Origin of the sequence: Proteus sp. G3927, from assembly GCF_963894685.1 — a bacterium.
Taxonomy (GTDB): Bacteria; Pseudomonadota; Gammaproteobacteria; order Enterobacterales; family Enterobacteriaceae; genus Proteus; species Proteus mirabilis.
Window position 1 is genome coordinate 133,263 of record NZ_CAWQGX010000032.1, and the last position, 23,392, is coordinate 156,654.

The 23,392-nt window shown below is 37.0% G+C and carries 28 protein-coding genes; 13 read left to right on the forward strand and 15 right to left on the reverse strand.

Features of this window, described 5'->3' with window-relative positions; all coding sequences use genetic code 11:
• Positions 1-91: 91 nt before the first annotated feature.
• The 3 genes from hemB to AACV00_RS15480 all read right to left on the reverse strand — a co-directional run bounded on the left by hemB (position 92) and on the right by AACV00_RS15480 (position 2,149).
• Entirely contained in the window at positions 92-1,069 is a 978-nt protein-coding gene (hemB, locus tag AACV00_RS15470) for a porphobilinogen synthase (protein ID WP_161680339.1), read from the reverse strand.
• Between the two features lie 217 nt (positions 1,070-1,286).
• Entirely contained in the window at positions 1,287-1,649 is a 363-nt protein-coding gene (locus AACV00_RS15475) for a hypothetical protein (protein ID WP_004248202.1), read from the reverse strand.
• 278 nt (positions 1,650-1,927) lie between these two features.
• Complete coding sequence (locus AACV00_RS15480; RefSeq protein WP_036905633.1) at positions 1,928-2,149, reverse strand: DUF2594 family protein; 222 nt, start codon at positions 2,147-2,149, stop codon at positions 1,928-1,930.
• Between the two features lie 290 nt (positions 2,150-2,439).
• Here AACV00_RS15480 and AACV00_RS15485 point away from each other — a divergent pair, with 290 nt between their 5' ends.
• From AACV00_RS15485 to AACV00_RS15500, 4 genes are all read left to right on the forward strand, one after another.
• A complete protein-coding gene (locus tag AACV00_RS15485) occupies positions 2,440-3,330 on the forward strand; it encodes an NAD(P)H-hydrate dehydratase (protein ID WP_020945745.1) in 891 nt (296 codons plus the stop codon).
• Positions 3,331-3,476: 146 nt separating this feature from the next.
• Positions 3,477-3,905, forward strand: a complete 429-nt coding sequence (locus tag AACV00_RS15490) for a universal stress protein (protein ID WP_004243205.1) — start codon at positions 3,477-3,479, stop codon at positions 3,903-3,905.
• A 114-nt stretch (positions 3,906-4,019) separates the two neighbouring features.
• On the forward strand, positions 4,020-4,358 hold the full coding sequence (locus AACV00_RS15495; protein ID WP_161680337.1) for a hypothetical protein: 339 nt from the start codon (positions 4,020-4,022) through the stop codon (positions 4,356-4,358).
• Positions 4,359-4,424: 66 nt separating this feature from the next.
• On the forward strand, positions 4,425-4,862 hold the full coding sequence (locus AACV00_RS15500) for a universal stress protein (RefSeq protein WP_004243203.1): 438 nt from the start codon (positions 4,425-4,427) through the stop codon (positions 4,860-4,862).
• A 127-nt stretch (positions 4,863-4,989) separates the two neighbouring features.
• On the opposite strand, the gene AACV00_RS15505 is transcribed toward AACV00_RS15500, so the two are convergent.
• Positions 4,990-5,508, reverse strand: coding sequence for a YidX family protein (locus AACV00_RS15505; protein ID WP_337247496.1), 519 nt, complete (start codon positions 5,506-5,508; stop codon positions 4,990-4,992).
• 472 nt (positions 5,509-5,980) lie between these two features.
• Here AACV00_RS15505 and AACV00_RS15510 point away from each other — a divergent pair, with 472 nt between their 5' ends.
• From AACV00_RS15510 to AACV00_RS15530, 5 genes are all read left to right on the forward strand, one after another.
• The gene (locus AACV00_RS15510; RefSeq protein ID WP_161680335.1) at positions 5,981-6,397 is read left to right on the forward strand and encodes a hypothetical protein; all 417 of its coding nucleotides are present in this window, start codon (positions 5,981-5,983) and stop codon (positions 6,395-6,397) included.
• A 196-nt stretch (positions 6,398-6,593) separates the two neighbouring features.
• Positions 6,594-7,688: an AAA family ATPase gene (locus AACV00_RS15515; protein WP_161680333.1), complete on the forward strand. Its 1,095-nt coding sequence runs from the start codon at positions 6,594-6,596 to the stop codon at positions 7,686-7,688.
• Positions 7,675-8,502, forward strand: a complete 828-nt coding sequence (locus AACV00_RS15520; RefSeq protein WP_049202927.1) for a DUF4435 domain-containing protein — start codon at positions 7,675-7,677, stop codon at positions 8,500-8,502. Before AACV00_RS15515 ends, AACV00_RS15520 begins: the two co-directional genes overlap by 14 nt.
• A 189-nt stretch (positions 8,503-8,691) precedes the next feature.
• The gene (locus AACV00_RS15525; protein WP_004243198.1) at positions 8,692-9,495 is read left to right on the forward strand and encodes a threonine/serine exporter family protein; all 804 of its coding nucleotides are present in this window, start codon (positions 8,692-8,694) and stop codon (positions 9,493-9,495) included.
• Positions 9,471-9,959 (forward strand): threonine/serine exporter, encoded by a 489-nt coding sequence (locus AACV00_RS15530; RefSeq protein ID WP_004243197.1) that lies wholly within the window; start codon positions 9,471-9,473, stop codon positions 9,957-9,959. The genes AACV00_RS15525 and AACV00_RS15530 overlap by 25 nt, the downstream gene beginning before the upstream one ends.
• 5 nt (positions 9,960-9,964) lie before the next feature.
• Here the strand turns inward: AACV00_RS15530 and AACV00_RS15535 are convergent, their stop codons facing one another.
• Complete coding sequence (locus AACV00_RS15535; RefSeq protein ID WP_004248195.1) at positions 9,965-10,147, reverse strand: hypothetical protein; 183 nt, start codon at positions 10,145-10,147, stop codon at positions 9,965-9,967.
• A 254-nt stretch (positions 10,148-10,401) separates the two neighbouring features.
• Between AACV00_RS15535 and AACV00_RS15540 the strand changes: the two genes are divergently transcribed.
• Positions 10,402-11,379, forward strand: a complete 978-nt coding sequence (locus tag AACV00_RS15540; RefSeq protein WP_060554692.1) for an endonuclease — start codon at positions 10,402-10,404, stop codon at positions 11,377-11,379.
• 10 nt (positions 11,380-11,389) lie between these two features.
• On the opposite strand, the gene AACV00_RS15545 is transcribed toward AACV00_RS15540, so the two are convergent.
• Complete coding sequence (locus tag AACV00_RS15545; RefSeq protein WP_004248191.1) at positions 11,390-11,833, reverse strand: methyltransferase family protein; 444 nt, start codon at positions 11,831-11,833, stop codon at positions 11,390-11,392.
• Between the two features lie 346 nt (positions 11,834-12,179).
• On the opposite strand from AACV00_RS15545, the gene phoH reads away from it, so the two are divergent.
• Positions 12,180-12,965 (forward strand): phosphate starvation-inducible protein PhoH, encoded by a 786-nt coding sequence (phoH, locus tag AACV00_RS15550; protein WP_020945737.1) that lies wholly within the window; start codon positions 12,180-12,182, stop codon positions 12,963-12,965.
• Between the two features lie 269 nt (positions 12,966-13,234).
• Here the strand turns inward: phoH and AACV00_RS15555 are convergent, their stop codons facing one another.
• From AACV00_RS15555 to AACV00_RS15575, 5 genes are all read right to left on the reverse strand, one after another.
• Positions 13,235-13,618, reverse strand: coding sequence for a DUF805 domain-containing protein (locus AACV00_RS15555; protein ID WP_004243189.1), 384 nt, complete (start codon positions 13,616-13,618; stop codon positions 13,235-13,237).
• Between the two features lie 531 nt (positions 13,619-14,149).
• The gene (locus tag AACV00_RS15560; RefSeq protein WP_004243188.1) at positions 14,150-15,010 is read right to left on the reverse strand and encodes a siderophore-interacting protein; all 861 of its coding nucleotides are present in this window, start codon (positions 15,008-15,010) and stop codon (positions 14,150-14,152) included.
• 287 nt (positions 15,011-15,297) lie between these two features.
• On the reverse strand, positions 15,298-15,459 hold the full coding sequence (locus tag AACV00_RS15565) for a DUF2474 domain-containing protein (RefSeq protein ID WP_074154145.1): 162 nt from the start codon (positions 15,457-15,459) through the stop codon (positions 15,298-15,300).
• A complete protein-coding gene (gene cydB / locus AACV00_RS15570) occupies positions 15,440-16,447 on the reverse strand; it encodes a cytochrome d ubiquinol oxidase subunit II (RefSeq protein WP_049197384.1) in 1,008 nt (335 codons plus the stop codon). The genes AACV00_RS15565 and cydB overlap by 20 nt, the downstream gene beginning before the upstream one ends.
• Entirely contained in the window at positions 16,437-17,771 is a 1,335-nt protein-coding gene (locus AACV00_RS15575) for a cytochrome ubiquinol oxidase subunit I (RefSeq protein ID WP_049197383.1), read from the reverse strand. Before AACV00_RS15575 ends, cydB begins: the two co-directional genes overlap by 11 nt.
• 148 nt (positions 17,772-17,919) lie before the next feature.
• Here AACV00_RS15575 and AACV00_RS15580 point away from each other — a divergent pair, with 148 nt between their 5' ends.
• Positions 17,920-19,335: an aminotransferase-like domain-containing protein gene (locus AACV00_RS15580; RefSeq protein WP_017628073.1), complete on the forward strand. Its 1,416-nt coding sequence runs from the start codon at positions 17,920-17,922 to the stop codon at positions 19,333-19,335.
• An 82-nt stretch (positions 19,336-19,417) separates the two neighbouring features.
• On the opposite strand, the gene AACV00_RS15585 is transcribed toward AACV00_RS15580, so the two are convergent.
• Positions 19,418-20,029 carry a LysE family translocator gene (locus tag AACV00_RS15585; protein WP_017628074.1) on the reverse strand — a complete coding sequence of 204 codons (612 nt, stop codon included), beginning with the start codon at positions 20,027-20,029 and terminating at the stop codon, positions 19,418-19,420.
• 160 nt (positions 20,030-20,189) lie between these two features.
• Here AACV00_RS15585 and AACV00_RS15590 point away from each other — a divergent pair, with 160 nt between their 5' ends.
• Positions 20,190-20,657, forward strand: coding sequence for an Lrp/AsnC family transcriptional regulator (locus AACV00_RS15590; protein ID WP_004243182.1), 468 nt, complete (start codon positions 20,190-20,192; stop codon positions 20,655-20,657).
• A gap of 109 nt (positions 20,658-20,766) precedes the next feature.
• Here the strand turns inward: AACV00_RS15590 and AACV00_RS15595 are convergent, their stop codons facing one another.
• The 3 genes from AACV00_RS15595 to AACV00_RS15605 are packed head-to-tail and all read right to left on the reverse strand — an operon-like array spanning position 20,767 to position 23,377.
• On the reverse strand, positions 20,767-21,561 hold the full coding sequence (locus tag AACV00_RS15595; RefSeq protein WP_004243181.1) for a heme ABC transporter ATP-binding protein: 795 nt from the start codon (positions 21,559-21,561) through the stop codon (positions 20,767-20,769).
• A complete protein-coding gene (locus AACV00_RS15600) occupies positions 21,558-22,562 on the reverse strand; it encodes a FecCD family ABC transporter permease (protein WP_060555515.1) in 1,005 nt (334 codons plus the stop codon). Before AACV00_RS15600 ends, AACV00_RS15595 begins: the two co-directional genes overlap by 4 nt.
• Positions 22,562-23,377: a heme/hemin ABC transporter substrate-binding protein gene (locus tag AACV00_RS15605; RefSeq protein ID WP_004243179.1), complete on the reverse strand. Its 816-nt coding sequence runs from the start codon at positions 23,375-23,377 to the stop codon at positions 22,562-22,564. Before AACV00_RS15605 ends, AACV00_RS15600 begins: the two co-directional genes overlap by 1 nt.
• Positions 23,378-23,392: the final 15 nt, after the last annotated feature.

Genomic DNA, 23,392 nt, shown 5'->3' on the forward strand with positions numbered 1-23,392 from the left:
GTATCTAACCGCCATGTTTTTAGTGGTGGGGTTAGTCATATACTGAAGATTCCTAGTGATCTATTCACTTGTCATCTAGATACAAGGGTGATTAAAGTAGATTTCTTTCTGCTAAATCAAGCGCAAAGTAAGAGAGAATTAAATCAGCGCCTGCGCGTTTAATGGAGCCTAGTGTTTCCATTACCACGCGATCTTCATCGATAGCACCCGCTAATGCAGCAAATTTGATTTGCGCATACTCCCCACTAATTTGGTAGGCAGCTAACGGTAATAGTGTACGTTCACGAACATCACGAATAATATCTAAATAAGCACCAGCAGGCTTAACCATTAACATATCCGCACCTTCTTGCTCATCAATCAATGATTCGCGGATAGCTTCCCGACGATTCATCGGATTCATTTGATATGTTTTACGATCACCAATTAAGCGAGAGCCAGCAGCATCACGGAATGGACCATATAATGCAGAAGCAAATTTAGTTGAGTAGGAAACAATACCTGTATCGGTAAATCCTGCTTGATCTAATGCAGCACGAATAGCGGCAACTTGACCATCCATTGCGGCAGAGGGAGCAATAAAATCAGCACCAGCTTGTGCGGCGGCAACCGCCTGTAGACCTAAATTATGGATAGTTTCATCATTATCGACATGTTCACCATGTAAAACGCCACAGTGTCCGTGTGAAGTATATTCACAGAAACAAGTATCTGACATAACAATCATTTCTGGTACAGCATCTTTACAAATACGAGACATGCGAGAAACTAGACCGTCGCTTTTCCAAGCGTCGCTACCTGTTTCATCAAGATGGTGTGAGACACCAAAGGTCATGACCGTTTTGATACCCGCTTTAGCGATACGCTCAATTTCATAAGCAAGGCGTTTTTCAGGAATACGTACCACACCTGGCATACTTTTGATCGGCTGATAATCATCTAAGCCTTCTTCAACGAAAATAGGTAGGGCTAGATCATTTTTGCTGAGTGTCGTTTCTTGAAACAGCGCACGCAGGTTCTCTGACTGGCGTAGTCTTCTTAATCGCTGGATGGATTGTTCGTTGCTCACAATATCTCCTTGTTATGGCCAGTTCTAATGATTATTTACTAAAGTATTATAAACCTTAATCGCAATAGATGGATACTATCATGCACAATAAATAGCGGCAGGGAAAAGTTAGCAGGGTTAAACGTAAGAAATGAAATAGGGGAGTTTTAATAAAAAAAGAGCAGGATTATTTCTGCTCCTTGGACTCTGCGCTTAATCATTTAAGGCAGTCAATGGATTATTTTTTCTGCTCTTGTAAAACAGAATCCATTTGAATTTTACATGCCGCAACAATTTGCGTTAAGCCTTCTTGGAACTCTTCACGTGAACCAATTTCTGCTTTTGCATCACGTAAAGATTTAACAACTTCAACGGTGCCATTAGAAAAATCAGCTTCCGTTGCATCTAGTTTTGCAAAATCAAAGTTTTGAGATTTCAATGTTGCTAATGCGTCTTTGGCGATTTTCTCAGGCGCTTCATTAGTATCATAAGCTTTTACTGAGATATCTTTGAATGTATTGCAATAATCTTCAGCCATTTTACTTGGGTTAGCAAATGCAACAGCAGGAAGTAAAAGCAGGGATAACAGAAGTGGTTTCATTATAAGCCTCATGGTTTATTTTTGGTGCGTACACTGTAAGTGTAACATATAAACCCATATAGCGTTAAATCAGAATAGGATTAACATTAGTTATTTATTACAGATAAAAAAATCCCCTCTATAACAATAGAGGGGCAGTTAAATGAATAAAGAATGGTTTATTTCGGAATTAAGTATATAGACTTTTCAGATTTACTTTTTGCTTATTTGTGCAGCACAAAAAGAAGCGACAATAAATTAAAATCATGCGCAATTGCACTTTGATGACGTCAATATCATTATTGACGATAAGCTGTTTTAATTTGGCTTAATGTGTTGCGGAAGGTTTCTGCTTGTTGTTCATCAGCAACTTCGGAAATAGCTCGCTCAATATTTAAGATAACGCGTCCAGCATCTGCTTGACCTAATGCTTTTAACATATAAGTCACAAGCGTTTTTAGGCATGCAACTTCTTGCGCTAATGTTTCAACATCTGCTTGTGTTTTAAACTTCTCATTCATGGTGAATTTCCCTTTATATCGTTTGTTTATTAACCTAAAAATAATGCCTAGTAACAGAATAACATTGTATTCATCTGGTATGAATAGCTTTTCTTATCGCCCATAAAAGAAATAAATGAATAAAACGAATAAACAAATAGTAGATAAGAAATCATTTCCGCTAGCACACTCTTATTATGATTATGTCATCGATATCACGCTATACTTTAAATTACCCATTACCGTTTAATGCGGTTTGATATAAAAATAAACACTCAGCAATAAAAGGTGAGGAATATGAGGAATAATAGATGAACAGAGAGCAACTATTACAAGCAATATCTCACTATCCTGCACTCGCTCAGCGAAATATGGGAAATACACATAAAGGCACTTTTGGTACATTAGCCATTATCGGCAGCTCAGAAGGCATGAGTGGTGCGATTGTTTTGGCGGGAAAAAGTGCGCTTAAAGCAGGGTGTGGTAAAGTCTTTTTGGGCTTTGCACAACCACAATTGCCACTGCCTTTTATTGATAGTGCACCCGAACTGATGCTACAAACAGCCATAACATTATTAGAGCAACCACAAATATCAGCATGGGCGATTGGCTGCGGTTTAGGACTCTCATCTGATTCGGAACAATTGCTGACTACAGTACTAGCACAACGTAACGAGAAAATACCTTATGTTTTTGATGCCGATGCGCTGGTGTTATTGGCTCAATTAAACTTATCGCATATTAACACGAATTTAACCGCTAATTGTGTATTAACGCCCCATCCGAAAGAGGCCGCAACTTTACTTCATTGTGATGTTGCTGATATTCAAAATAACCGTCAACAAGCTGCAATAGAAATTACACGCCAATATCATTGCTGGGCCATAGTGAAAGGACAAGGAACGGTGATTGCTTCACCTCAAGGAGATATCACAGTAAATACAACAGGGAACAGTGGATTATCGACAGCAGGGAGCGGTGATGTATTAACCGGTGTCATGGCAAGTTTTTTAGCACAAGGTATGCCAATCGCAGAGGCTGTGCCGAGTGCCGTATGGATACATGGTATAGCCGCAGACCAATTAATAAAACAAGGAATAGGGCCAATAGGATTAACCGCATCAGAGCTTATTGATACCATCCGTGCGGTTCGCAACCAAATGTGGGCAACCCACCAACAGCACAGCGCTGATTTATTTTAACTGAGTAGTTTATTTTTTGTAGTAACTCATTAATACTTAAAGCCGATTGATAATTGATATTAGGTTGGTTTTAGTTAATTGACTCACAGTAATCTTGAGGTTATTGCGATACTATTAAGGCAAATGGAGAGTTGAGAGGAGTTATTATGTATAAAACAATTTTAGTGCCTATCGATATTGTAGAAGAAGAGTTAACCAGTAAAGCAGTACGCCATGCTGTTTATTTAGCCAAAGAAACAGGAGCTAATTTACATCTTATTCATGTGCTTCCTATCTCTTCAGCCATTATTAATGCTTATTCACTGGGTTATCCCGAAATTAAAGACAAAGCGACAGTAAAAGCCGAAAATGATATGCAAATGCTGGTGGATTCGGTGGATCTGCCTGCTGAAAAAGTGGCTTACACTGTCACTTTTGGTTCTCCCCGTGATGAAATTTTAACGACAGCAAAAGATATTCAAGCAGATTTAATTGTTATCGGCTCTCGCAGACCCAACATTAGCACACATTTATTAGGCTCTACGGCCGCAGGCGTTGTTCGTTATGCAGATATTTCTGTGTTAGTGGTTCGTTAATTGACACATGCTAATAGGTTATGAGGTTTCATAACCTATTTTTTTGTTTTAAATTATCTATTTTACCATTATTAAATTATTTTCATTGGGTTGCGCATTAATAGAGTCAATGGGATGGAAAAATTTACACAAGAACTTTTAAGGCTCGACCATTTTATTCTACGTATTCTACGCTACTATATAATAGGTACTGTATTCTTTTTTTTAGGATTATTACCGGGCGTGCTAGGGTTCTATTTTATTGAAGGACATACTTTTATGGAGTCCTCATTAAACGCAATATCAATGTTAAGTGGTCAACCGGTAGAGCCTGCGCCTGCAACACCAACAGGGCGTTTTTTTATTGCGATTTATGGTTTGTTTCTTCAGTGTGTTTTTATTTTATCGATTGGATTAGTGGTGACCCCTTTTATTCATCGACAATTACATAAATGGCATCTTGAAAAGGATTAGCAATCATACTGTTGGTTGAAAAAATCAAAATAACAAACAGACGATAATTAATAATGAGGAGTTGCTATGTATAAGACAATTCTAGTGCCCGTGGATATTTCAGAAGATGAATTAACCGAAAAGGCTTTACAACACGCTGTTTATATTGCAAAGCTTGAAGGGGCTAAGATCCATTTGTTTCATGCTATTCCTGATGTTTCACGTTTTTCAATTAGTTATAGCTACCATTATGATATGTTAAGCTCTTTTGCTAATAAAGCGATTGAACGAGTTCAAGAACAACTGCAAGAATTAGCTAATTCTGTAGATTTACCTAAAGAGCAAGTTGATTTCTCTGCCGCATTTGGCTCAGCAAGAGATAAAGTGTTAGAGCTGGCAGAAAAAATTAAAGCGGATTTAATTGTCGTTGGCTCTCGTCGTCCTAGCATTTCAACTCATTTATTAGGCTCTAATGCATCAGGAATTGTGGCTTACGCCAAACAATCTGTGTTGGTTGTGCGTTAATCCTATAAGCGATGAAATAGGCTAACATCATAGTATAATATGGTATAAAAGGAGATAGAGGTAACACTATCTCCTTATTAATCAAACTAGAATATTTAGTGTTTGATAATCAATTATTTTATCGATACTACTTGCTTAGTATTGGGATCATCAGCAATTGTAAAGGAGATGTAACTATATCTAGCGCCAAAGTAACGGGTAATAATATTCTTGGTGTGCTGGCACCAATAAGATTTTCTTTGTATTGGTAGAATTCAACATGAAAGGGATGGTTAAAAGGTAGTAAATACTCATTTTTTTGTTCTTTATTTTTTTGATGAACTGTTCCAAGTAAATTATCTATTTTTAGTGAACAGGTGTTTATATCTTTTTTACATATAAAACCGTAAGTTAGTGCTGCTTCTTTATCGGTTTGAGCTACCCAGTTATAATTTATTTTAATTTTCCCATTAAATTGCTTCTTTTCATTATCAATAATAAATTCAACTGGATTTTCTACGCTCAATTTATCATGGTGGATAAGCGGATCTCTTAAAATATTTACTGCGTTATCTCCACCTCTTATTAATAAATAATCAAAATGATCACCAATAAATACCCATCCGCTAGTACCGTTACTATCTTTTGCTAGAGAGAGTGCGGTAATTGAATCGCCTTTTCAATGAGAACGATGATAACCATTATCATTTTCAGTTGATAACATTAACCCGAATGAAAAACAGCCTGATAATAAAAAGAAAATAGGAAAAATAACTATTGATAATAAGACAGCGGACTTTGTTCTCAAGAAACTTACCATATTAATTTTTCTCTTAGTTATAAATTAATGAATTCTGTCATGATAATCTTTAAATGACTTTAAATATATTTTCAAATTTATAAAGTGGTCATTTTATGAATGGCTTATTTATTAAAAATAAAATAATTATAAAGAATATATAAAATAATTATAGTGTTTTATATATTAAAAGAATAAATATAATATAAGTCGATAGAAATTTATTGCTGACAAAAATTGTCTATTAATGCGATCAGTGCACTAATAAAGAGCCTTTTTATTGAATGTAAATGATAATTATTCTAATCTAAAGTAAAGATAATGACTGAGAGATAACAATATGTTGAATAATAACAATTTTACAATAATGTCTGTTGATCAATTTCCCATTATTACCATGCAGGTTTTCCCAGAAACGTTAGAGCATGCTAATAACTGGATTGCTGAAATGGACTTAGTGCTTGCTCAAAAACAAAACTTTGTATTGGTTTACCCACCTATCAACAAGAAAAATGAACAAGAGGATATGGAGGGCATGAAAGCCGTTAGACGCTGGCTGAAAACAGGGAAAATGCCATTAAGTCAATATTGTGCTGGAATGATCATGACCGTCAATCAACAAACAAATGATAAAGAGCAACTGATACAGTTATCTCCCGTTGTTTCTGCGGTGTACGGTGTACCTATCTTTGTTGAAGAGACCCTTGATGGGGCTTATGCTCAAGCTAATAAACTGCTGGGCAATGAATATAAATAAAGGATTATGAATAATCTAAGTTAGGTATAAAAGCATCCTAGGGTGCTTTTATACTAATTTGAAAGCGTAATAGTCATATTGATGATGTAAGTTAACAACAGAAAGAGAATATTTTATCGTTGTGTGAAAGAGGTAAAGACGCGAGAATAAAGAGATGGTATTTTAGCTATTAAAGTAAACATTTCAGGGCATTCCAATGAGAATTAGTTCAATTTATACACAATCTGTAGGACCATTAGCTGATGGTGTTATTAAGTTAGAAGATGATTGGTCTAATGAGATTGAAGCTCAAGTTTTATTTACCGGTAATAATGGTTGTGGTAAATCGACTTTATTACGGGGCATAGCTATTTTATGGGAAGCATTAGGTATTTGGCTAAGTACTGAACAACCGTTAGCTCCAGCGAGCAATACACGAAAATGGTTAGAACGTTGGGGAGGGATCGCTATTATTTTTGAAGATTTTAATCTTTCTTCTGATGATAAGATTAAAATTGGACTTTTTTATGGTTCAGATGATTTTTTTACCCAAGTAGTAACAAACTATTTAGATGTAATGTGGATAGGTGAAATTTCAAATAATAAAAAGAAAAATAAATTATATTTTCCATCTAGTGAAAATAAACATAATGATAATCTGATTGAGACCTATAAATATTTAGGGAAAAGACGTATTCAATCACTTTATAATGAATTGGATCCAGAATTATCTATTCCTAATATTGTCTATTTAGATGCAGAAGCGCGTAAATGGGTAAATCCAACAGCAACGAGAAAATCATTATACCCAGACGATCTTAACCAAGCATGGCTCGCGACTTATACGGTGACTAATGATTGGAATGGGCAAATAGAAACTTCACTGTTTAATTTAAAAGCGACACTGCCTAATGAATACCCTAACATGATAAAGAGTTTAAATTACTTTTTTTCAGATAAAAAAATTGATAGTGAAATTCTTCCAGGTACACGTCAACAGATTATTTTATCAAATGGAAGGCAACATACGTTTGATGAGTTAAGTTCTGGCGAACATCAAATACTTATTATGTTATTTACAATCCAACGTTGGCTAAAACCAGGAGGAATTGTATTAATAGATGAACCTGATCTACATCTACATCCTTCTGTTATCGCACCTCTCTTAGCGGCTATCGAAAATATTGTGACTAATAAGAAAGGGCAGTTAATTTTAACGTCACACTCAACAGAAGTTTGGCAACGCTATGAAAATTTTGGTTCACGTATTGATCTTACTTTGCTAAAAGGATCGGTGAATGTCGAAAATTGATGGAACAATTAATCGAATAAAAGATCAACAAGTAGGTAGCTCAACTAAAAAAGTATTATTAGTTGAAGGCAGTGATGATGAGTTAGCTTTTGGCGCTTTTTTAAGAAAAAAGTTTCCTAGTTGGGAACAGTATTGGGTTATTGCTAGCACGGGCAAGAAACAAAATGTGTTGGATATTTTAGCCCAAGAACAAGATTGGCTTGGTATTGTCGATAGAGATGAATGGGATAATGCTAAAATTGAGGAAAAACAAGAACAATTACCCAATTTATTCATTCTTCCTCGTTTTTGTATTGAGAACTATCTTGTTCTTCCTGATGAAATTTGGTCTGCATTACCTGAAAATAAGAAAAATAGCATAGAAAATGGATGTGAAACATTAAGGAAAGATATCGAGACTCAGCTTGAAAATTGGCGAAATCATGCTGCGGTATGGGCAATCATTAATCCTTTATGGGAAGGATTAAGAAGTTTGGGATTTAAAGAATCGTTATTAGAACTTAATACAAGCAATGATACAGTAAAAATTGAACAAATTTTACAAAAGTGGCATCAATATCTTGAGCCTTCTCAATTATTAGAAAAACTCAAGCATAAAAAGCAAGAAATAAATGCATGCACAGTAGATCAACAATTAAAACAATATATACACGGGAAACATTTTTTTAAAAATGTAGTTTATCCTGTGCTTATTTCTCATATTGGTAATATAAAAGAAAAAGAACTTAAAAAACAGTTATTTAATTCACAACCTATTCCGGAAGATCTTGATTTCCTTTGGCAACATATGATGACTAATATCAATACTATTTGAGAAATATAATCACTATATTTTATATTTATTACAATCATATGATAGTAAGAGAAAACTTTGATCTACTTTCAGCCTTAAATATTTTAATTATTCATAATAGTATAGAAAGACGATAGCGTCATGATTGAACTATACTGATAAGCTTTCAATTGGTTATGGCGCGTTTTTTGATAAATACTAAGGCGTAGTATGGATAATCAGATAATGGCTGAAGAATATGCCATTTCACAAGATAAACAGCGTGAAATTACGAAATTATGTATTCAAACGGCGCTATTGTTGTTACAACATGGTGCTGAAAGTATGTTGGTTGAACAGCTCTCAACGCGACTTGGGCTGGCTTTAGGCGTTCATCAAGTTGAAACGGCCATTTCAGCCAATGCGGTGGTATTAACGACAATAGTTAATGGTCATTGCCAAACCTCAACACGAAAAATTGTTGATCGTGGTATCAATATGCATGTTGTTACCGAAGTTCAGCACATTGTTATTTTAGTTGAGCATCATCTCGCGGATATTGATGAAGCAAGGAAACGTTTTGAACATATCAAACCACTACGTTATCCACGTTGGATAATTATTGTTATGGTTGCACTTTCTTGTGGATGTTTTTCCAAATTGAATGGCGGTGATTGGGATGGCTTTTTAGTCTCTGCTTTGGGGGGAGGAATGGGAATGTGGGTTCGTCAGCTCCTCACTCATCGTCAAGTAAATCCTTTAATCAACTTTTGTATTACGGCATTTGTTGCGACATCAGTCTCAGGTTTATTGCTAAAACTCCCTTATTTTCAAGTTACTGCCACTATATCAATGGCCGCGAGCGTTCTATTATTAGTTCCTGGATTTCCTTTAATTAATGCTGTTGCTGATATGTTTAAAGGTCATGTTAATACAGGACTCGCACGCTGGGCGATGGCAACGATGTTGACACTTGCTACCTGCTTAGGGGTTATTTTAGCGATGGCAGTATGGGAGTTAAGAGATTGGGCATAATCAACATTATTCTAACGCTAATTGAAGATATGATTTTAGCGGCAATACCTGCGGTGGGGTTTGCAATGGTATTTAATGTACCGTTACGTGCATTAAAATATTGTGCGTTGTTAGGTGCAATAGGGCATGGCTCTCGTACGGTATTAATGATAAGTGGTATGAATATTGAGTGGGCAAGCTTTTGTGCCGCTATTCTAGTCGGTTGTATAGGTATTCAATGGTCACGCTGGTGGCTAGCTCATCCAAAAGTTTTCACTGTTGCAGCAATTATTCCTATGTTTCCTGGGATCAATGCTTATGTTGCGATGATCTCAGTGGTGAAGTTAACTCAAATAGGCTATAGCGAAGAAATTTTTGAAGCTTTAGTGACTAATTTTCTTAAAGCTTCATTTATTGTGGGTGCTCTTTCTATTGGGCTATCTTTACCGGGATTGTGGTTATATCGTAAACGTCCCAGTGTATAAATGCTTTATACCGCATGTTGTAGCGAATTTAATGTAATATCCAGTTCGTTTTTACCAGAAATAATAATTTGAATTCTTAATTTATTTTCTGACTCTAAATTAGCATGCGCTTTAACATCTTCATTGTTCGCATGCTTTTTGGTTATTTCCACGAGCTCATTCATTAAATTCAGCATATTCTCATTCATTTTATCTATTCCATTAAAATACCAATCTTTAAACCATAGCAAAGATGTTTTTACACAATGACATGAATAGCGCCTTTTTCTAGCACTTTTCATTTGTATTGTTTTAGTAAATCCATCAAAAAATGAATTAAAAAGATATCTTCAAATAAATAAAAAAGGTATGGTAAGCGCAAATAAAAATAAGATTATTAGTTGGTTATTTAATAATAAATCTTATTAGGTTTAATAAAAGAGAGTATAAGGTAGATAGCACTTTGAGAAAAATATTACACTATATTGTTTTAGCGTTAGGTTTATTTATTATTACGCTAAATGTATCCGCACAGGCACCGGAAAATTTCACTAAAGCAAAACAGCTAGCCAGAGAACGCATTTATTATGATCAAAATCAAAACAACCAAGGTACGCTGTATTGTGGTTGTCATTGGGAGTGGGTAGGAAAATCAGGGGGACGTGTTAATTTAGCCAGTTGTGGTTATCAAGTGAGGGCACAAGCCACCCGAGCTTCACGTATTGAATGGGAACATATCGTCCCTGCTTGGGTTTTTGGTCATCAACGTCAATGCTGGCAAAATGGTGGGCGAGCTAACTGTGTTAAAAACGATCCTATTTTTGGCAAAATTGAGGCTGATTTACATAATCTAGCACCTTCGATTGGAGAGGTGAATGGTGATCGCAGTAATTTTAGCTTTGGTCAATTATCATCTCAAGCGCCTTATCAATATGGCCAGTGTCGCAGTCGGGTCGATTTTGCTTCTCGCACCTTTGAGCCTCGTAATGAGGTGAAAGGTCAAGTTGCACGTGTCTATTTCTACTTACATGATCGTTATAACCTCTCAATGTCACGTCAACAACAACAGCTTTTTATGGCATGGGATAAAGCTTACCCACCAACACCGTGGGAAAGAGAGCGAGATAATCGAATTGCTAACATTGTTGGGCATCATAATCCCTTTGTTACGGGACAAATGAAGTGGCAGTTAGGACATAAAAATAGTGGTGCAGGATTAACTGCAACATATCGTCCTACAACTGACAAAATAGAAATGCCTAAAGCGCCCACAGTCCCCCAAGATGAGCAGATCAAAGGTAATCTAAATAGTAAAATTTATCATTTTTCACACTGTACTGGTTATAGAACCATGTCAGATAAAAATGCGGTATATTTTAAAACCGAAAATGAAGCAACTAAAGCGGGTTACCGATTAGCGAATAACTGTAAAGCGCTTTAGTCTAGATCTGTTATATCCAGCGTCGAACGTGGCGGCAATATTGTCGCCACGCTTGTGGAAACCGCTCACTTAATATTTTCTCTTCTTGCACAATAGTATAGCGATCGGTAATAAAGTAGAAGGCAAGCGCAGCCCCTAAAAATCCCCAGTTACCAAAAATAAAAAACAGCCCAATACTAATATCGAGAAAGCCAAGGTACATAGGATTTCTACTTATTTTATATGGACCTGTGGTGACTAACTGGCGCGGTGTCTGGTGAGGGTTAGGAGATGTATTATGTTTGATAAAAAAGTAAAGGCAGAAAAATAGCCAAATCCCTGAAGTGATGATCGTTAGGGCACCTAAATAGAAAAAAACACCGGGTTTTATATTGCCTGAGTGTAGTTCAAAGCCAATAAATGGGATGCAATTGAGTAGCAGCCAATAAATAAAAGGTAATTTTAAAAAACGCATTTTATTCCCCTCAATAGCGCTCTTTGTTAGCAAAATGTTAACTTAATCGCGTTATTAATGACTTAAATATTGAAAAAATTTTTGTTCTGTCATTATACTGTCATAAAGCTTCGTTAATTTTCACTCTAACTCCATGATGGGGAATATGAATGACAGAAGCAATCAAAATTTTAAATCACCAAGACAAAGCTGGTAGCAACTGTGCATTGATGTTTAATGCTCAAGTTTGTGACCAGCTTTTTTGTTTTCTACAGCGCAATAGAGTCTGAGGGAGGCTCACCTTATTTTCTAGTCAAACAATGATTGATCTGATGACTTTTTGAGACTAACAAAGGTAAATACCATTATGAGTAGACAAAAAGCAGCAACACGTTTACGTAGAGAAAATAAACGTACATTACGTAAAGAGCAACGTAATGCCGCCCATCGAGATAATGTTATGGTTTTACCAGGATTTGGGGATCTAGAAACAATTGGTATGGCGAGAGAGAAACGTGATCAACGAACACTCTCTCCTCGTAATGAAGTACAGCGCCAATATATGAACGCTATTAAACATCAAAATTTAGTTTTTGCGACAGGGGAAGCGGGGTGTGGTAAAACGTTTTTAAGTGCAGCAATGGCTGCTGATGCCCTTATTAATAAAGAGATAGAGCGAATTATTGTTACTCGGCCTGTATTACAAGCTGATGAAGATTTAGGTTTTCTTCCTGGCGATATAGCAGAAAAATTCGCGCCTTATTTTCGTCCTGTCTATGATGTATTAGTTAAACGTTTAGGTGCCTCTTTTTTACAATATTGTTTACGGCCTGAAATCGGCAAAGTTGAAATAGCCCCATTTGCCTATATGCGAGGACGTACTTTTGAAAATGCATTTGTCATATTGGATGAAGCGCAAAATGTCACCATTAATCAAATGAAATTATTTTTAACGCGAATGGGAGAAAATGTGACAGTGATTGTTAACGGTGATATTACGCAATGCGATTTACCTGCCAATGTAAACTCAGGATTAGCTGATGCACTAAGTCGTTTTCAAGCTAATGATCGTGTTGGTGTCATTAAATTTAATGAAGAAGATTGTGTGCGTTCCAGTCTATGTCAGCATGTATTAGCAGCATATAGTGATTAAAATATTTCTTTAGCATAGCAATAAAAAAGGCAGCATATTAAATAAGAGTATTAATATGCTGCCGATAAAAAACATTCATGTTATTTAAATTACTATATGGCATACATGAGCATAATAGTATGTGGATAATATTACTTAAAATAATTAGGTATAAAATCCTATGCTAATAGGGGGTAAGAGAAGCGACTGTAAGAAAAAGGAGAATCAACACAGTAAGTAAATTATATAAATAGTTTACTCACTGTATTAAGATAGAAATTAATTAGCTATTAGGCTTTAGGATCAAGACCAAATCTATTTTCACCTCTAGTACCATCTAAACACATAAAAATAAACAGGATCAGTCCGCCAACGAAAGGAATAAATGATAATAAAACCATCCAACCAGATCTATCTTGATCATGAAAACGGCGCACTGTGACTGCAATATTAGGAATAATAGTTGCTAAAGAGTAGATACCGATAATAATCAAAGCAGCAAAGCCTGTGCCACTCATTTCACCAGTATAACTGTCGATAGAAGAAAACATGATCCCATATAACACGGCTAAAATAATGGTATTTACCACTATAAACATCCAATATTCTTTTCGGCGCGCACGGCCTGAAAAATTAGCGTAATTATTTTTAATAACCTCTAGGTACCAATTCATTTTTCATCCTTAATTCAATAGTAGAAATACATAGATTTAGGTTAATCTTTATTATTTTTTTTGCTCAGTCAAATTCTAATAATCAAAATAAGCAATTTAAAATAACAAGTCTATTATTCGCTATTGGTTTTTGAATTCTTCACTCTAAAAAGACAAATAAATTAAGTTTAATATGTTATTTCTAGATAATAAAGAGTAACGTCAAGCGGCGGTATAATAATTAAATTACTGTTCTGTTTCAATAATAATTAAATATTATTTTAGTGAAAACTTTTGATTGGCTTAATGGTTTATATTTTTTTGTTTGAATTGACTGTGTAAATTGGGTTTTATTTCTGTTATTTATTTAATTTTGATGAGTTGATAGTTTTTTTGTTTGTTTTGTCAGGAGTTGTATTAGGTGAATTATTGTTTATATAAGTTAAATATTAAAGATTTCTTCGCTATTATCATTCCTATAAAAAGGCAGCATATTAAATGAGGGTCTTAATATGCTGCCGGTACAGCCAACTCGTTTTATCTAAAATACGCTTAGCTTACATCTTCATTATCCATAACATGATGACGCTCTGCATGATAACCTTCTTCATTAAAGCCAAAACGCCAATAAGGGATAGCATAAATCTGTCCGCGCTCATAGCCTTTATCACGACGAATATAACGTCTTAGTGCACGGATAATTTTATCTTCTCCGGCGATCCAAAATGCCACATCTTCCTTTGGTAACGACCAAGAGATAAATTCATCAATCAGAGGCTGAGTTTGTGTTTCAACAGAGCCGACTAACCAAACAATTTCTAGTCCCTGAGGAGCATCAATAATTTGGCGATCTGATTCATTTTCTATGCGGATCACCGCTTTACCCTGTACATCGGGTGACATTGTTTCAATTAATGCCATTAAAGCGGGTAATGAGCTGGGATCGGCTGCCATATAGTAATGAGAAGCGGGAGCCAATAGGGGATCAGGCCCTCCGGGATTAGTAATGCCAATATAATCACCTACCTTGGCATTTAAAGCAAAATTAATGGCTGGACCTGCATCTTCATGAACCGCAAATTCAATATCAAGCTCTTTTAATTCAGGACGAATAGCTCGCACACTGTAAGTTCGCACTATCGCTCTTGGTTGGTTTTCAGGCCAACTAGGGCCTTTGTCAGTGAGTGTTGGAATTGTTGGTTTAGTTTGACCTTCTACAGGTAAAAATATTTTTAAATGGGCACCCCCTGTGTGACTTGGATAATTGTCCAAGTCATCGCTAGTAAAGGTAATAGAGCGCATGCCCGGCGTGATATCTACTATACGTTTTACTTGCACCAAACGAGGTGGTGCAGGACGATAAATATTCTTTTGTTGTGTGCTGTCTTGATTACTCACGTTTATCCAACCCATCTAAGCTATTTATTACTTGTTATATATTATCATTTACAATCAATAATGATAGTCATTATCACTATTAACTCTAATTTAGTAAAGCCATGAATAAGATTGACTTGTCGAAGCGTGATGTAGTTCAAATAAGATGTAAATAAAGAAATTAAAAATCAACAAATTAAAGCGCTTGTATTTTTATGAGGGAAGAGTCACTAACCGTAACGCGAGTTAAAAAGAGGAATTTTTTTAACTAATATAAAGCGGGAATTTATCCCGCTTTATTTTTGTATTACCTGATTGATTTTTTACTTTACTTTCATTCCCGCTGCCGTCATTAAAAAACGAAATAGCGAAGAAACGGCAAATAGCGCTAAAACACTACAAAACCAAATGGTAATTAACCAACCCCATTTCTTCAGTAATGAGGGTTTTGTTTCAGGGGTCGGATCAGTGGTAGCCTTCTTCATAATTGGTTTTTCCTCTGAATACGTAATAACTCCAGAATGTATAAACGAGAATAATGGGAATGATAAATAGCGCACCAACGAGCATAAAACCTTGGCTTTCCGGTGGTGCTGACGCATCGATAAAACTAATTGCCGGCGGTATAATATTTGGCCAGATACTAATCCCTAGCCCAGTAAAACCAAGAAATATAATCGCTAGAGAAGCAAAGAAAGGTAAGTAATGACCTTTTTTCTTTACTGCGCGAATAATCAACCAAGCGCTATATAACACTAGCAGTGGTACAGGTAAGAAAAAGAAAATATTGGGTAGTGAAAACCAACGTTCAGCAATCGCCGGTTGTGCTAATGGTGTCCATAAACTGACTACGGCTATCACTGCTAGCATAACGAACGTTAATGGCAAGATCACTTTATACAAACTCTGTTGTAAATGGCCTTGAGTTTTCATAATGAGCCAGCCACACCCTAACAGTGAGTAGGCAATGACTAGACCAAAGCCACAAAACAGGGCAAAGGGTGATAGCCAATCAAAATAGCTTCCTGCAAAAGTGCGGTCAATGATGGGTAAACCTTGAACAACACTACCGACGACTATACCTTGCATAAAGGTGGTTAATAGAGAGCCGACAATAAAGGCGTTATCCCAAAAAACTTTATGAGTATCATCGGCTTTAAAGCGAAATTCAAAAGCAACGCCCCTGAAAATAAGCGCAACTAGCATGATAGTTAAAGGCATGGCTAAAGCATCAAGGATCACTGAATACGCTAAAGGAAACGCACCAAAGAGCGCTGCACCACCTAAAACTAGCCATGTTTCATTGCCGTCCCATACCGGGGCGACAGTATTCATCATTAAATCGCGATCTTCTCTCTCTTTTATAAAAGGATAGAGCATGCCAATGCCGAGATCGAAGCCATCCATCACAATATACATTAATGTGCTAAATACGATGATGATGAACCAAATAACGGGTAAATCAATTCCCATCTTGAACCTCCGGCGCACCTTTGCGGATAAGTTTTAACATATAGGCATATCCAATTCCGAATACAGATCCATAAACGATTAAGAAAATCAGTAGGCTAATGCTCATATGCATTTCACCATGAGCAGATACCGCATCTCGTGTTCGTTGTATCCCATACACAACCCAAGGTTGTCGACCTACTTCTGTAGTAAACCAACCCGCTAAAATGGCAATTAATCCTGAAGGTGCCATTAGAAAAGTGAATCGCAAGAAGAGGTTAGATTGATATAATTTTTTCTTGTAACGTAACCATGTGCCCCATACACCCACTAAAATCATCAGTATGCCAAGGCCGACCATAATACGAAATGACCAAAAAACAATCAGTGAATTTGGCCTATCATCTTTAGGAAATTCTTTTAGTGCTGGTACTTGTTTATCTAAACTATGAGTTAATATCAGGCTACCCAAATAAGGAATTTGAAGAGCATATTTGGTTTTTTCTTCATCCATATCCGGTATACCAAATAGAATTAACGGTGTAGCCTCACCAGGATTATTTTGCCAATGCCCTTCAATCGCGGCAATTTTGGCGGGTTGATGTTTTAACGTATTTAAACCATGCATATCACCAATAAGTGCTTGAATAGGCGCTAAGATTAAGATAATCCATATAGACATCGAGAGCATCTTCTTCATTGCAGAGGTTTTGTTGCCTTTTAATAAATGCCATGAAGCCGAGGCGGCAATAAAGAATGCCGAAGCAAGAAATGCAGCAACGCCCATATGAGCAAGACGATAAGGGAAGGAAGGATTAAAAATAACCGCTAGCCAATCAACGGGAACCACTTGATTGTTGACGATTTCGAATCCCTGTGGTGTTTGCATCCAACTGTTGGAGGCTAAAATCCAAAATGTTGACATTAATGTACCCAATGCCACCATGCAAGTGGCGAAAAAGTGTAATTTTTCACCTACTTTGTTCCAGCCAAATAACATCACACCTAGAAATCCAGCTTCTAAGAAGAATGCTGTAAGTACTTCATAAGTCAATAGAGGGCCGGTGATAGAGCCGGCAAAATCGGAGAAAAAGCTCCAATTAGTACCGAACTGATATGCCATAACGAGACCAGAGACGACGCCCATAGCAAAGTTAACAGCGAATATTTTTGACCAAAAATGGAATAGCGCTAAATAATCCTTATTGCGAGTTTTTAGCCATAAGCCTTCCAAGACAGCTAAGAAGCTGGCTAGCCCTATAGTAATTGCGGGGAAGATAATATGGAAAGAAACGGTAAACGCAAATTGGATACGCGCCAAATCAAAGGCACTTAACCCAAACATAAACAACCTCATTATTTTGATATACAAATCGCGCTGATCTGTAAATAGCAGGTAAATCGTGTGGATAAGTAGACCATATGACAGTAAACTATAATAGTGACAATAAGTTTAAAAATGACTATAACAGTTTGAGGGTGAATAGGTAAATATGACTCGATATGAACAGCTTGCGGCACAGATACGCCAACAAATTGAAGATAATATTTGGCAATCAGGCGATCGTTTACCCTCATTACGGGATACGGTTAAACAATCAGGTTTAAGTTTAATGACCGTTTTACAATCTTATCAACTGTTAGAAAGTCAAGGGTGGATCACCGCTCGTCCGCAATCAGGTTATTATGTTGCACATCGCAATACAGGTTTTGCTCAAGTAACTGCCAGCAAAGGGCTACATATGAGTGAAAATGTTGAGATAAGCGCCTCTATATTCAATGTTCTTCAAGCCTGTAAAGATCCCAATATCATTCCGTTCGGTTCCGCCTTTCCAGATCCCAGTTTATTCATTCAACCTAAATTAAGCCGAGCATTAGCCTCTGCCGCTAGACATTTAGCCCCTCAAAGTTCAGTGATTAATTTACCTCCTGGTAATGAAAAACTACGTCGTAATATAGCCCAACGCTATGCACTGCAAGGTATTCATGTATCGCCTGACGATATTGTGATCACCGCAGGTGCGATGGAATCATTAAGTTTTAGTTTACAAGCTGTTACTGAGCCAGGAGATTGGGTTGTCATAGAATCTCCTGCTTTTTATGGCGCATTACAGGCGATAGAGCGTTTACGATTAAAAGCGATTGCCATCAAAACCGATCCGGTGACAGGCATTTGTTTAGATGAGTTAGAGAAGGTGGTAGAACAATACGACATTAAAGCGTGTTGGTTGATGAGTCATTGCCAAAATCCATTAGGTGGCACTATGCCTGATGAAAATAAAATCAGACTAGTAGAAATTTTAGCGGCAAAACAGATAACCTTAATTGAAGATGATGTCTATGGTGAACTGTATAATAGTCCAAAAGCGCCAATGCCTGTGAAAGGCTTTGATAAATCCAATAGCGTATTGCACTGCGCTTCTTTTTCTAAATGTTTAGCGCCAGGATTTCGAGTCGGGTGGGTCGCAGCCGGAAAACATGCGACTAAAATACAGCAGTTACAAATGATGAGTACTGTATCAGCGAGTATGCCAACACAACAAGCTATTGCTGACTATTTATCACAAGGGGGTTATGACGGGCATCTACGTCGCTTAAGATTATTATTAGAGCAGAGACGTTATCGTATGTTACAGGCCATACAAACGCATTTACCTAAAGATGTTAAAGTGAATATTCCTGTCGGAGGCTATTTCCTATGGTTAGAATTCGAGCCAAGCTTTGATGCTAATACATTGTACCATTTTGCTCTCGAAAGAGGGGTGAGTATTGCACCAGGTGCTATGTTTTCGACCAGTTCACAGTTTAATCATGCTTTTCGTTTAAACTCTTCTTTTCAATGGAATAGTCAGACTGAAAAAGGAATGCAAATTATTGGTGAAGGGTGTCGAAAATTACGTCGTAAATAGCACATTAGCGTACGTATTCATCAGTTAAATGGTCATATTGCACGGCATTGAGCAAATATCACTATAAAGTGATGCTAGCCCTCTAATTAAGGGCTAAATTAACGGCTGCAAAGGTAAGTAAACTGCCGGCAATGCCATCATTATAACGGCGTCCTTTATCACTTAATCCGCCTTTTAAACCAATATAAGCGAAAATCGTACCTAAAAAGCCATAGATAAATAGACAAATAGTGATAAATATCCCAGATAAAAGCAGAGATTGCATAGCGATATCATTCTGGTTATTGATAAAATTTGGTAAAATAGCCAGATAGACGAGTAAGCCTTTGGGATTAAGAAAACTCGTTAAAAAGCCCTTGCGAAAGAGATGTGTTTTTTTATCTGCATGTAGTGCGAGTTGGCCTTTTTGGCATGCAGATATCAGCATTTTGATTGCTAAGTAGGTAATATAAATCACACCTAGCCACTTTAGTAGATAAAAGAAAATGGGAGAAGTTGCCATTATCGTTGCAAGACCCAAAGCACTAAGAATAGCATGTGTGATATAACCTGAAATGACACCGATATTGGCAAACCACGCTGATTTTATTCCTCCCGCTAATCCTTGTGAGGAGATAAAAAGAATATCGGGGCCAGGTGTGCAAATTAAAGGCAGTACTGTAAGGGCAAAGAATAACAAAGTGTTAAATTCCATCTTTTTCACCTGATTGAGCAATTGAAGAAAATATCGTTTTTGCTGTGCAATTTAGCTGAAAAATTATATGATATTTTCGTAAAAATCGGGTTGCTTTGTTGCTAACAAAAATAATTAATTGGCAATAAAATTCCACAAATAGAACTAAGGTTAATCTTTGATGTCAATAAAATTGGATAAGATAGACAAGCATATTTTGCAAGTGTTACAGCGCGATGGCAAAATTCAAAACATCGAACTGGCAAAAGAAGTGGGACTCTCACCATCTCCTTGTTTACGTCGTGTACGTTTACTTGAAGAGTCAGGTGTGATCACGCGTTATGTTGCCGTATTAGATGGTAGTAAAGTTGATGCAGGATTATCTTTATTTGCGCGAATTTGGTTCAGAGCACAAGATGCTGAAACTATTGAAGAATTTGTAAAGGCGATAAAAGTATTACCCGAAGTGGTTGAATGCCATCTAATGGCGGGAGAATGTGATGCACTTATTCGCATTGTGACAAAAGATCTCGCCACTTATCGCCGTTTTCACGCTGATTATTTAACACAAATTCCTAGCATTCAAAGCATAAAAACAGAAGTACCCATGGAGACGGTAAAAGTGAGTTTTGCTTTACCATTGCAGTAATACTCTATTTGGTGAAGGTAATAATCATCCAATAGAAATTATGTTATTAAGCGTCTTTTAAGGACTGAGCTCTGCATTCAACAGGACTCAGTCCTTTTTCTTTTATTATTTATGGGCGTAAAAAAACTTGAGGTTGAGATAACTCAGGATGAGTATTAACACTGACCTCGGCGCCATACCATTTTTCAATATTCTCAGCGGTGAGTACATCTTGAGGTGTACCTTCGCAAACTAATTTTCCCTGATGCAGTAATAAAATACGATCAGCATAAAGGGAGGCGAGGTTGAGATCGTGCAGAACACAACACACCATCAAATTTTGCGTTTTGACCAGTTGCTTTAATAAACGCAAACTTTGTTGCTGGTGGTAGAGGTCAAGTGCCGATGTGGGTTCATCAAGAAATAGCGCAACATTCTCAGGTGTCGGTTGCCAAAGTTGAGCAAGCACTCTAGCAAGTTGCACTCTTTGTTGCTCTCCACCTGATAATTGACGGTAATCTCTTGTTTTAAGCTTTAAACAATTGGTTTGTAATAGCGCGGTTTCTATTGCGATTTGTTTATGTTTTTGCCCATGTGGCGCTCTTCCCATAGCGACGACTTCTTCTACAGAAAAAGAGAATGATAGCTGGCTGTTTTGTCGCATAACAGCACGGTTTTGCGCTAATAATTGACTATTCCACTGTGAGTAAGTTTTCCCTTTAAAAAAACATTCTCCTTGTGTCGGGGGAGTATAGCCGGTCAATAAACGTAATAATGATGATTTCCCAGCACCATTCGGACCAATGATTGTGACAAGCTCACCGGTATTAAGTGCAATAGAAACATCCTCAAGAATAGTTTTATTGCCGATTTTATAGCTCAAGTTATTGCCATATAATAATGGAGTGTGTTGATTTTCCATCATGACATGCGTCCTGCTGGTTGTCGTAAAATAAGCCAAAGAAAATAAGGTCCACCAAGAAGTCCGGTAATAAGTCCTACAGGAATTTCCGCAGGGGATACCAAGGTTCTTGACAGGGTATCTGCGGCTAATAAGAGCATTGCTCCCCCTAATAGGGTGGCCGGTAATAACCAAATATGGTTACTGCCTAATCGCATACGAATAAGGTGGGGCACCACAAGACCAACAAACCCAATAACACCACTTAATGCAACGGCACAACCGATTAAAATGGCACTGAGTAGTAGTAAAATAAATTTTGTTTTTCTTACATTTAACCCTAAATAATGTGCTTCTTCATCACCGAGTTGTAATAGGTTAAGTTTATGACCTTGCCAACAGGCTAATGCACTAATGGGAATAATCACGAGAGTTGCAATCGCCAAGGTGTTCCAGTCTATTTTACTTAAAGAGCCCATCATCCATAGTGAAAATTGGCGCAGTTGCTGATCTGTGCTGATATAGCTCAATACACCAATAAAAGACATACAAAGTGCATTAATGGCAATTCCCGCTAGGAGCAATCTTGCCAAGTTACCATCACTTAATTGATGCAATGAAAAAATAATCATTGCCACTATTAAGCCGCCAATAAAGGCGGCAATAATATGACTGTAGAAAGAAAATACGGATAAAAAAGAGAAGGGCAAAATAATCACAATAGCGACCATTAGCGCAGCACCACTGCTAATACCTAGTAATCCAGGATCGGCAAGTGAGTTTCTAAATAGTCCTTGCATGATGGTGCCTGATATGGCTAAAGCGCCACCGACGAGAATAGCTAATAGTACTCGAGGTAAACGAATATCAAGCCAAATTTGCCACTCTATATCATCAAAAGAGCGATCCCATAAAGTACTAAATGAGAGTGCTAGCGGGCCGCTATTAACAGAAATAAGCGTAATGATGGTAAATAAGATGAGTAAAATGGCAATACTCATCCACGGTGAGCGAAAACGAGACATTATTGCTCCAATGCTTGACGAATTTGTTGCATAACTTTGGGGGTTGATAAGGTAAAGCCTAATAAACCCATATCATCAACAACGATATAGCGCTTATTTTTACCTGCGGGGGTGTACTTTATGCCGGGCAAGTCCCACAGTTTTTCGATACCTCCAATACCTTTTATTCCCTCTTTAGTGACCAACAAAATATCAGGCTGGCTGGCAATAACCCCTTCTTGTGACAGTAAGCGGTAACTACTAAAACCTTGCATAGCATTTTTTCCGCCTACCAGTGTGATAATCGTATCTGCAGCAGTATTTTGACCGGCAGCCATAGGGGCAACACCACCATGGCTCATGATATAAATAATTTTTTTATCAATAGGCGTCGTGGCAATTTGATTAATAGATTGAGTGAGCTTTTCTTTTAATTGCTGACTCTCTGTTTCTTTTTGTAAGAGGGTTGCAATGGCATCGATTTTTTCATTAATGGCTTCTAATGAACGTGTACCCGTAATAGTTTCAACAGGTACACCTGCTTTTTCGATACGACGTAATGCAAAAGAAGGGCGAGCTAATTCGCTAGCAATAATCAGCGTCGGTTTAACCGAAAGAATACCTTCAGGATTGAGCATGCGCATATAACCCACATCGGGTAATGATTTAACTTGCTCTGGTACTAAACTCGTACTATCTCTAGCAATGACCTGATCGCCTGCACCTAATGCAAAAACAATTTCAGTAATATCACCACCAATAGTGACAATACGTTGTTTAGCGAGGCTGGTGAATGTCATCAAACTACACAGGATCAAAAGAAGCCATTTTTTCATTGAGCTATCCTTCTA

What these genes read in the sequence shown, in the direction of transcription:
- AACV00_RS15475 (WP_004248202.1), bottom strand. Translation starts at nt 1,649, where the DNA reads ATGAAACCACTTCTGTTATCCCTGCTTTTACTTCCTGCTGTTGCATTT.
- AACV00_RS15480 (WP_036905633.1), bottom strand. Translation starts at nt 2,149, where the DNA reads ATGAATGAGAAGTTTAAAACACAAGCAGATGTTGAAACATTAGCGCAA.
- AACV00_RS15485 (WP_020945745.1), top strand. Translation starts at nt 2,440, where the DNA reads ATGAACAGAGAGCAACTATTACAAGCAATATCTCACTATCCTGCACTC.
- AACV00_RS15490 (WP_004243205.1), top strand. Translation starts at nt 3,477, where the DNA reads ATGTATAAAACAATTTTAGTGCCTATCGATATTGTAGAAGAAGAGTTA.
- AACV00_RS15495 (WP_161680337.1), top strand. Translation starts at nt 4,020, where the DNA reads ATGGAAAAATTTACACAAGAACTTTTAAGGCTCGACCATTTTATTCTA.
- AACV00_RS15500 (WP_004243203.1), top strand. Translation starts at nt 4,425, where the DNA reads ATGTATAAGACAATTCTAGTGCCCGTGGATATTTCAGAAGATGAATTA.
- AACV00_RS15510 (WP_161680335.1), top strand. Translation starts at nt 5,981, where the DNA reads ATGTTGAATAATAACAATTTTACAATAATGTCTGTTGATCAATTTCCC.
- AACV00_RS15515 (WP_161680333.1), top strand. Translation starts at nt 6,594, where the DNA reads ATGAGAATTAGTTCAATTTATACACAATCTGTAGGACCATTAGCTGAT.
- AACV00_RS15520 (WP_049202927.1), top strand. Translation starts at nt 7,675, where the DNA reads ATGTCGAAAATTGATGGAACAATTAATCGAATAAAAGATCAACAAGTA.
- AACV00_RS15525 (WP_004243198.1), top strand. Translation starts at nt 8,692, where the DNA reads ATGGATAATCAGATAATGGCTGAAGAATATGCCATTTCACAAGATAAA.
- AACV00_RS15530 (WP_004243197.1), top strand. Translation starts at nt 9,471, where the DNA reads ATGGGAGTTAAGAGATTGGGCATAATCAACATTATTCTAACGCTAATT.
- AACV00_RS15535 (WP_004248195.1), bottom strand. Translation starts at nt 10,147, where the DNA reads ATGAATGAGAATATGCTGAATTTAATGAATGAGCTCGTGGAAATAACC.
- AACV00_RS15545 (WP_004248191.1), bottom strand. Translation starts at nt 11,833, where the DNA reads ATGCGTTTTTTAAAATTACCTTTTATTTATTGGCTGCTACTCAATTGC.
- phoH (WP_020945737.1), top strand. Translation starts at nt 12,180, where the DNA reads ATGAGTAGACAAAAAGCAGCAACACGTTTACGTAGAGAAAATAAACGT.
- AACV00_RS15555 (WP_004243189.1), bottom strand. Translation starts at nt 13,618, where the DNA reads ATGAATTGGTACCTAGAGGTTATTAAAAATAATTACGCTAATTTTTCA.
- AACV00_RS15560 (WP_004243188.1), bottom strand. Translation starts at nt 15,010, where the DNA reads ATGGGTTGGATAAACGTGAGTAATCAAGACAGCACACAACAAAAGAAT.
- AACV00_RS15565 (WP_074154145.1), bottom strand. Translation starts at nt 15,459, where the DNA reads ATGAAGAAGGCTACCACTGATCCGACCCCTGAAACAAAACCCTCATTA.
- cydB (WP_049197384.1), bottom strand. Translation starts at nt 16,447, where the DNA reads ATGGGAATTGATTTACCCGTTATTTGGTTCATCATCATCGTATTTAGC.
- AACV00_RS15575 (WP_049197383.1), bottom strand. Translation starts at nt 17,771, where the DNA reads ATGTTTGGGTTAAGTGCCTTTGATTTGGCGCGTATCCAATTTGCGTTT.
- AACV00_RS15580 (WP_017628073.1), top strand. Translation starts at nt 17,920, where the DNA reads ATGACTCGATATGAACAGCTTGCGGCACAGATACGCCAACAAATTGAA.
- AACV00_RS15585 (WP_017628074.1), bottom strand. Translation starts at nt 20,029, where the DNA reads ATGGAATTTAACACTTTGTTATTCTTTGCCCTTACAGTACTGCCTTTA.
- AACV00_RS15590 (WP_004243182.1), top strand. Translation starts at nt 20,190, where the DNA reads ATGTCAATAAAATTGGATAAGATAGACAAGCATATTTTGCAAGTGTTA.
- AACV00_RS15595 (WP_004243181.1), bottom strand. Translation starts at nt 21,561, where the DNA reads ATGATGGAAAATCAACACACTCCATTATTATATGGCAATAACTTGAGC.
- AACV00_RS15600 (WP_060555515.1), bottom strand. Translation starts at nt 22,562, where the DNA reads ATGTCTCGTTTTCGCTCACCGTGGATGAGTATTGCCATTTTACTCATC.
- AACV00_RS15605 (WP_004243179.1), bottom strand. Translation starts at nt 23,377, where the DNA reads ATGAAAAAATGGCTTCTTTTGATCCTGTGTAGTTTGATGACATTCACC.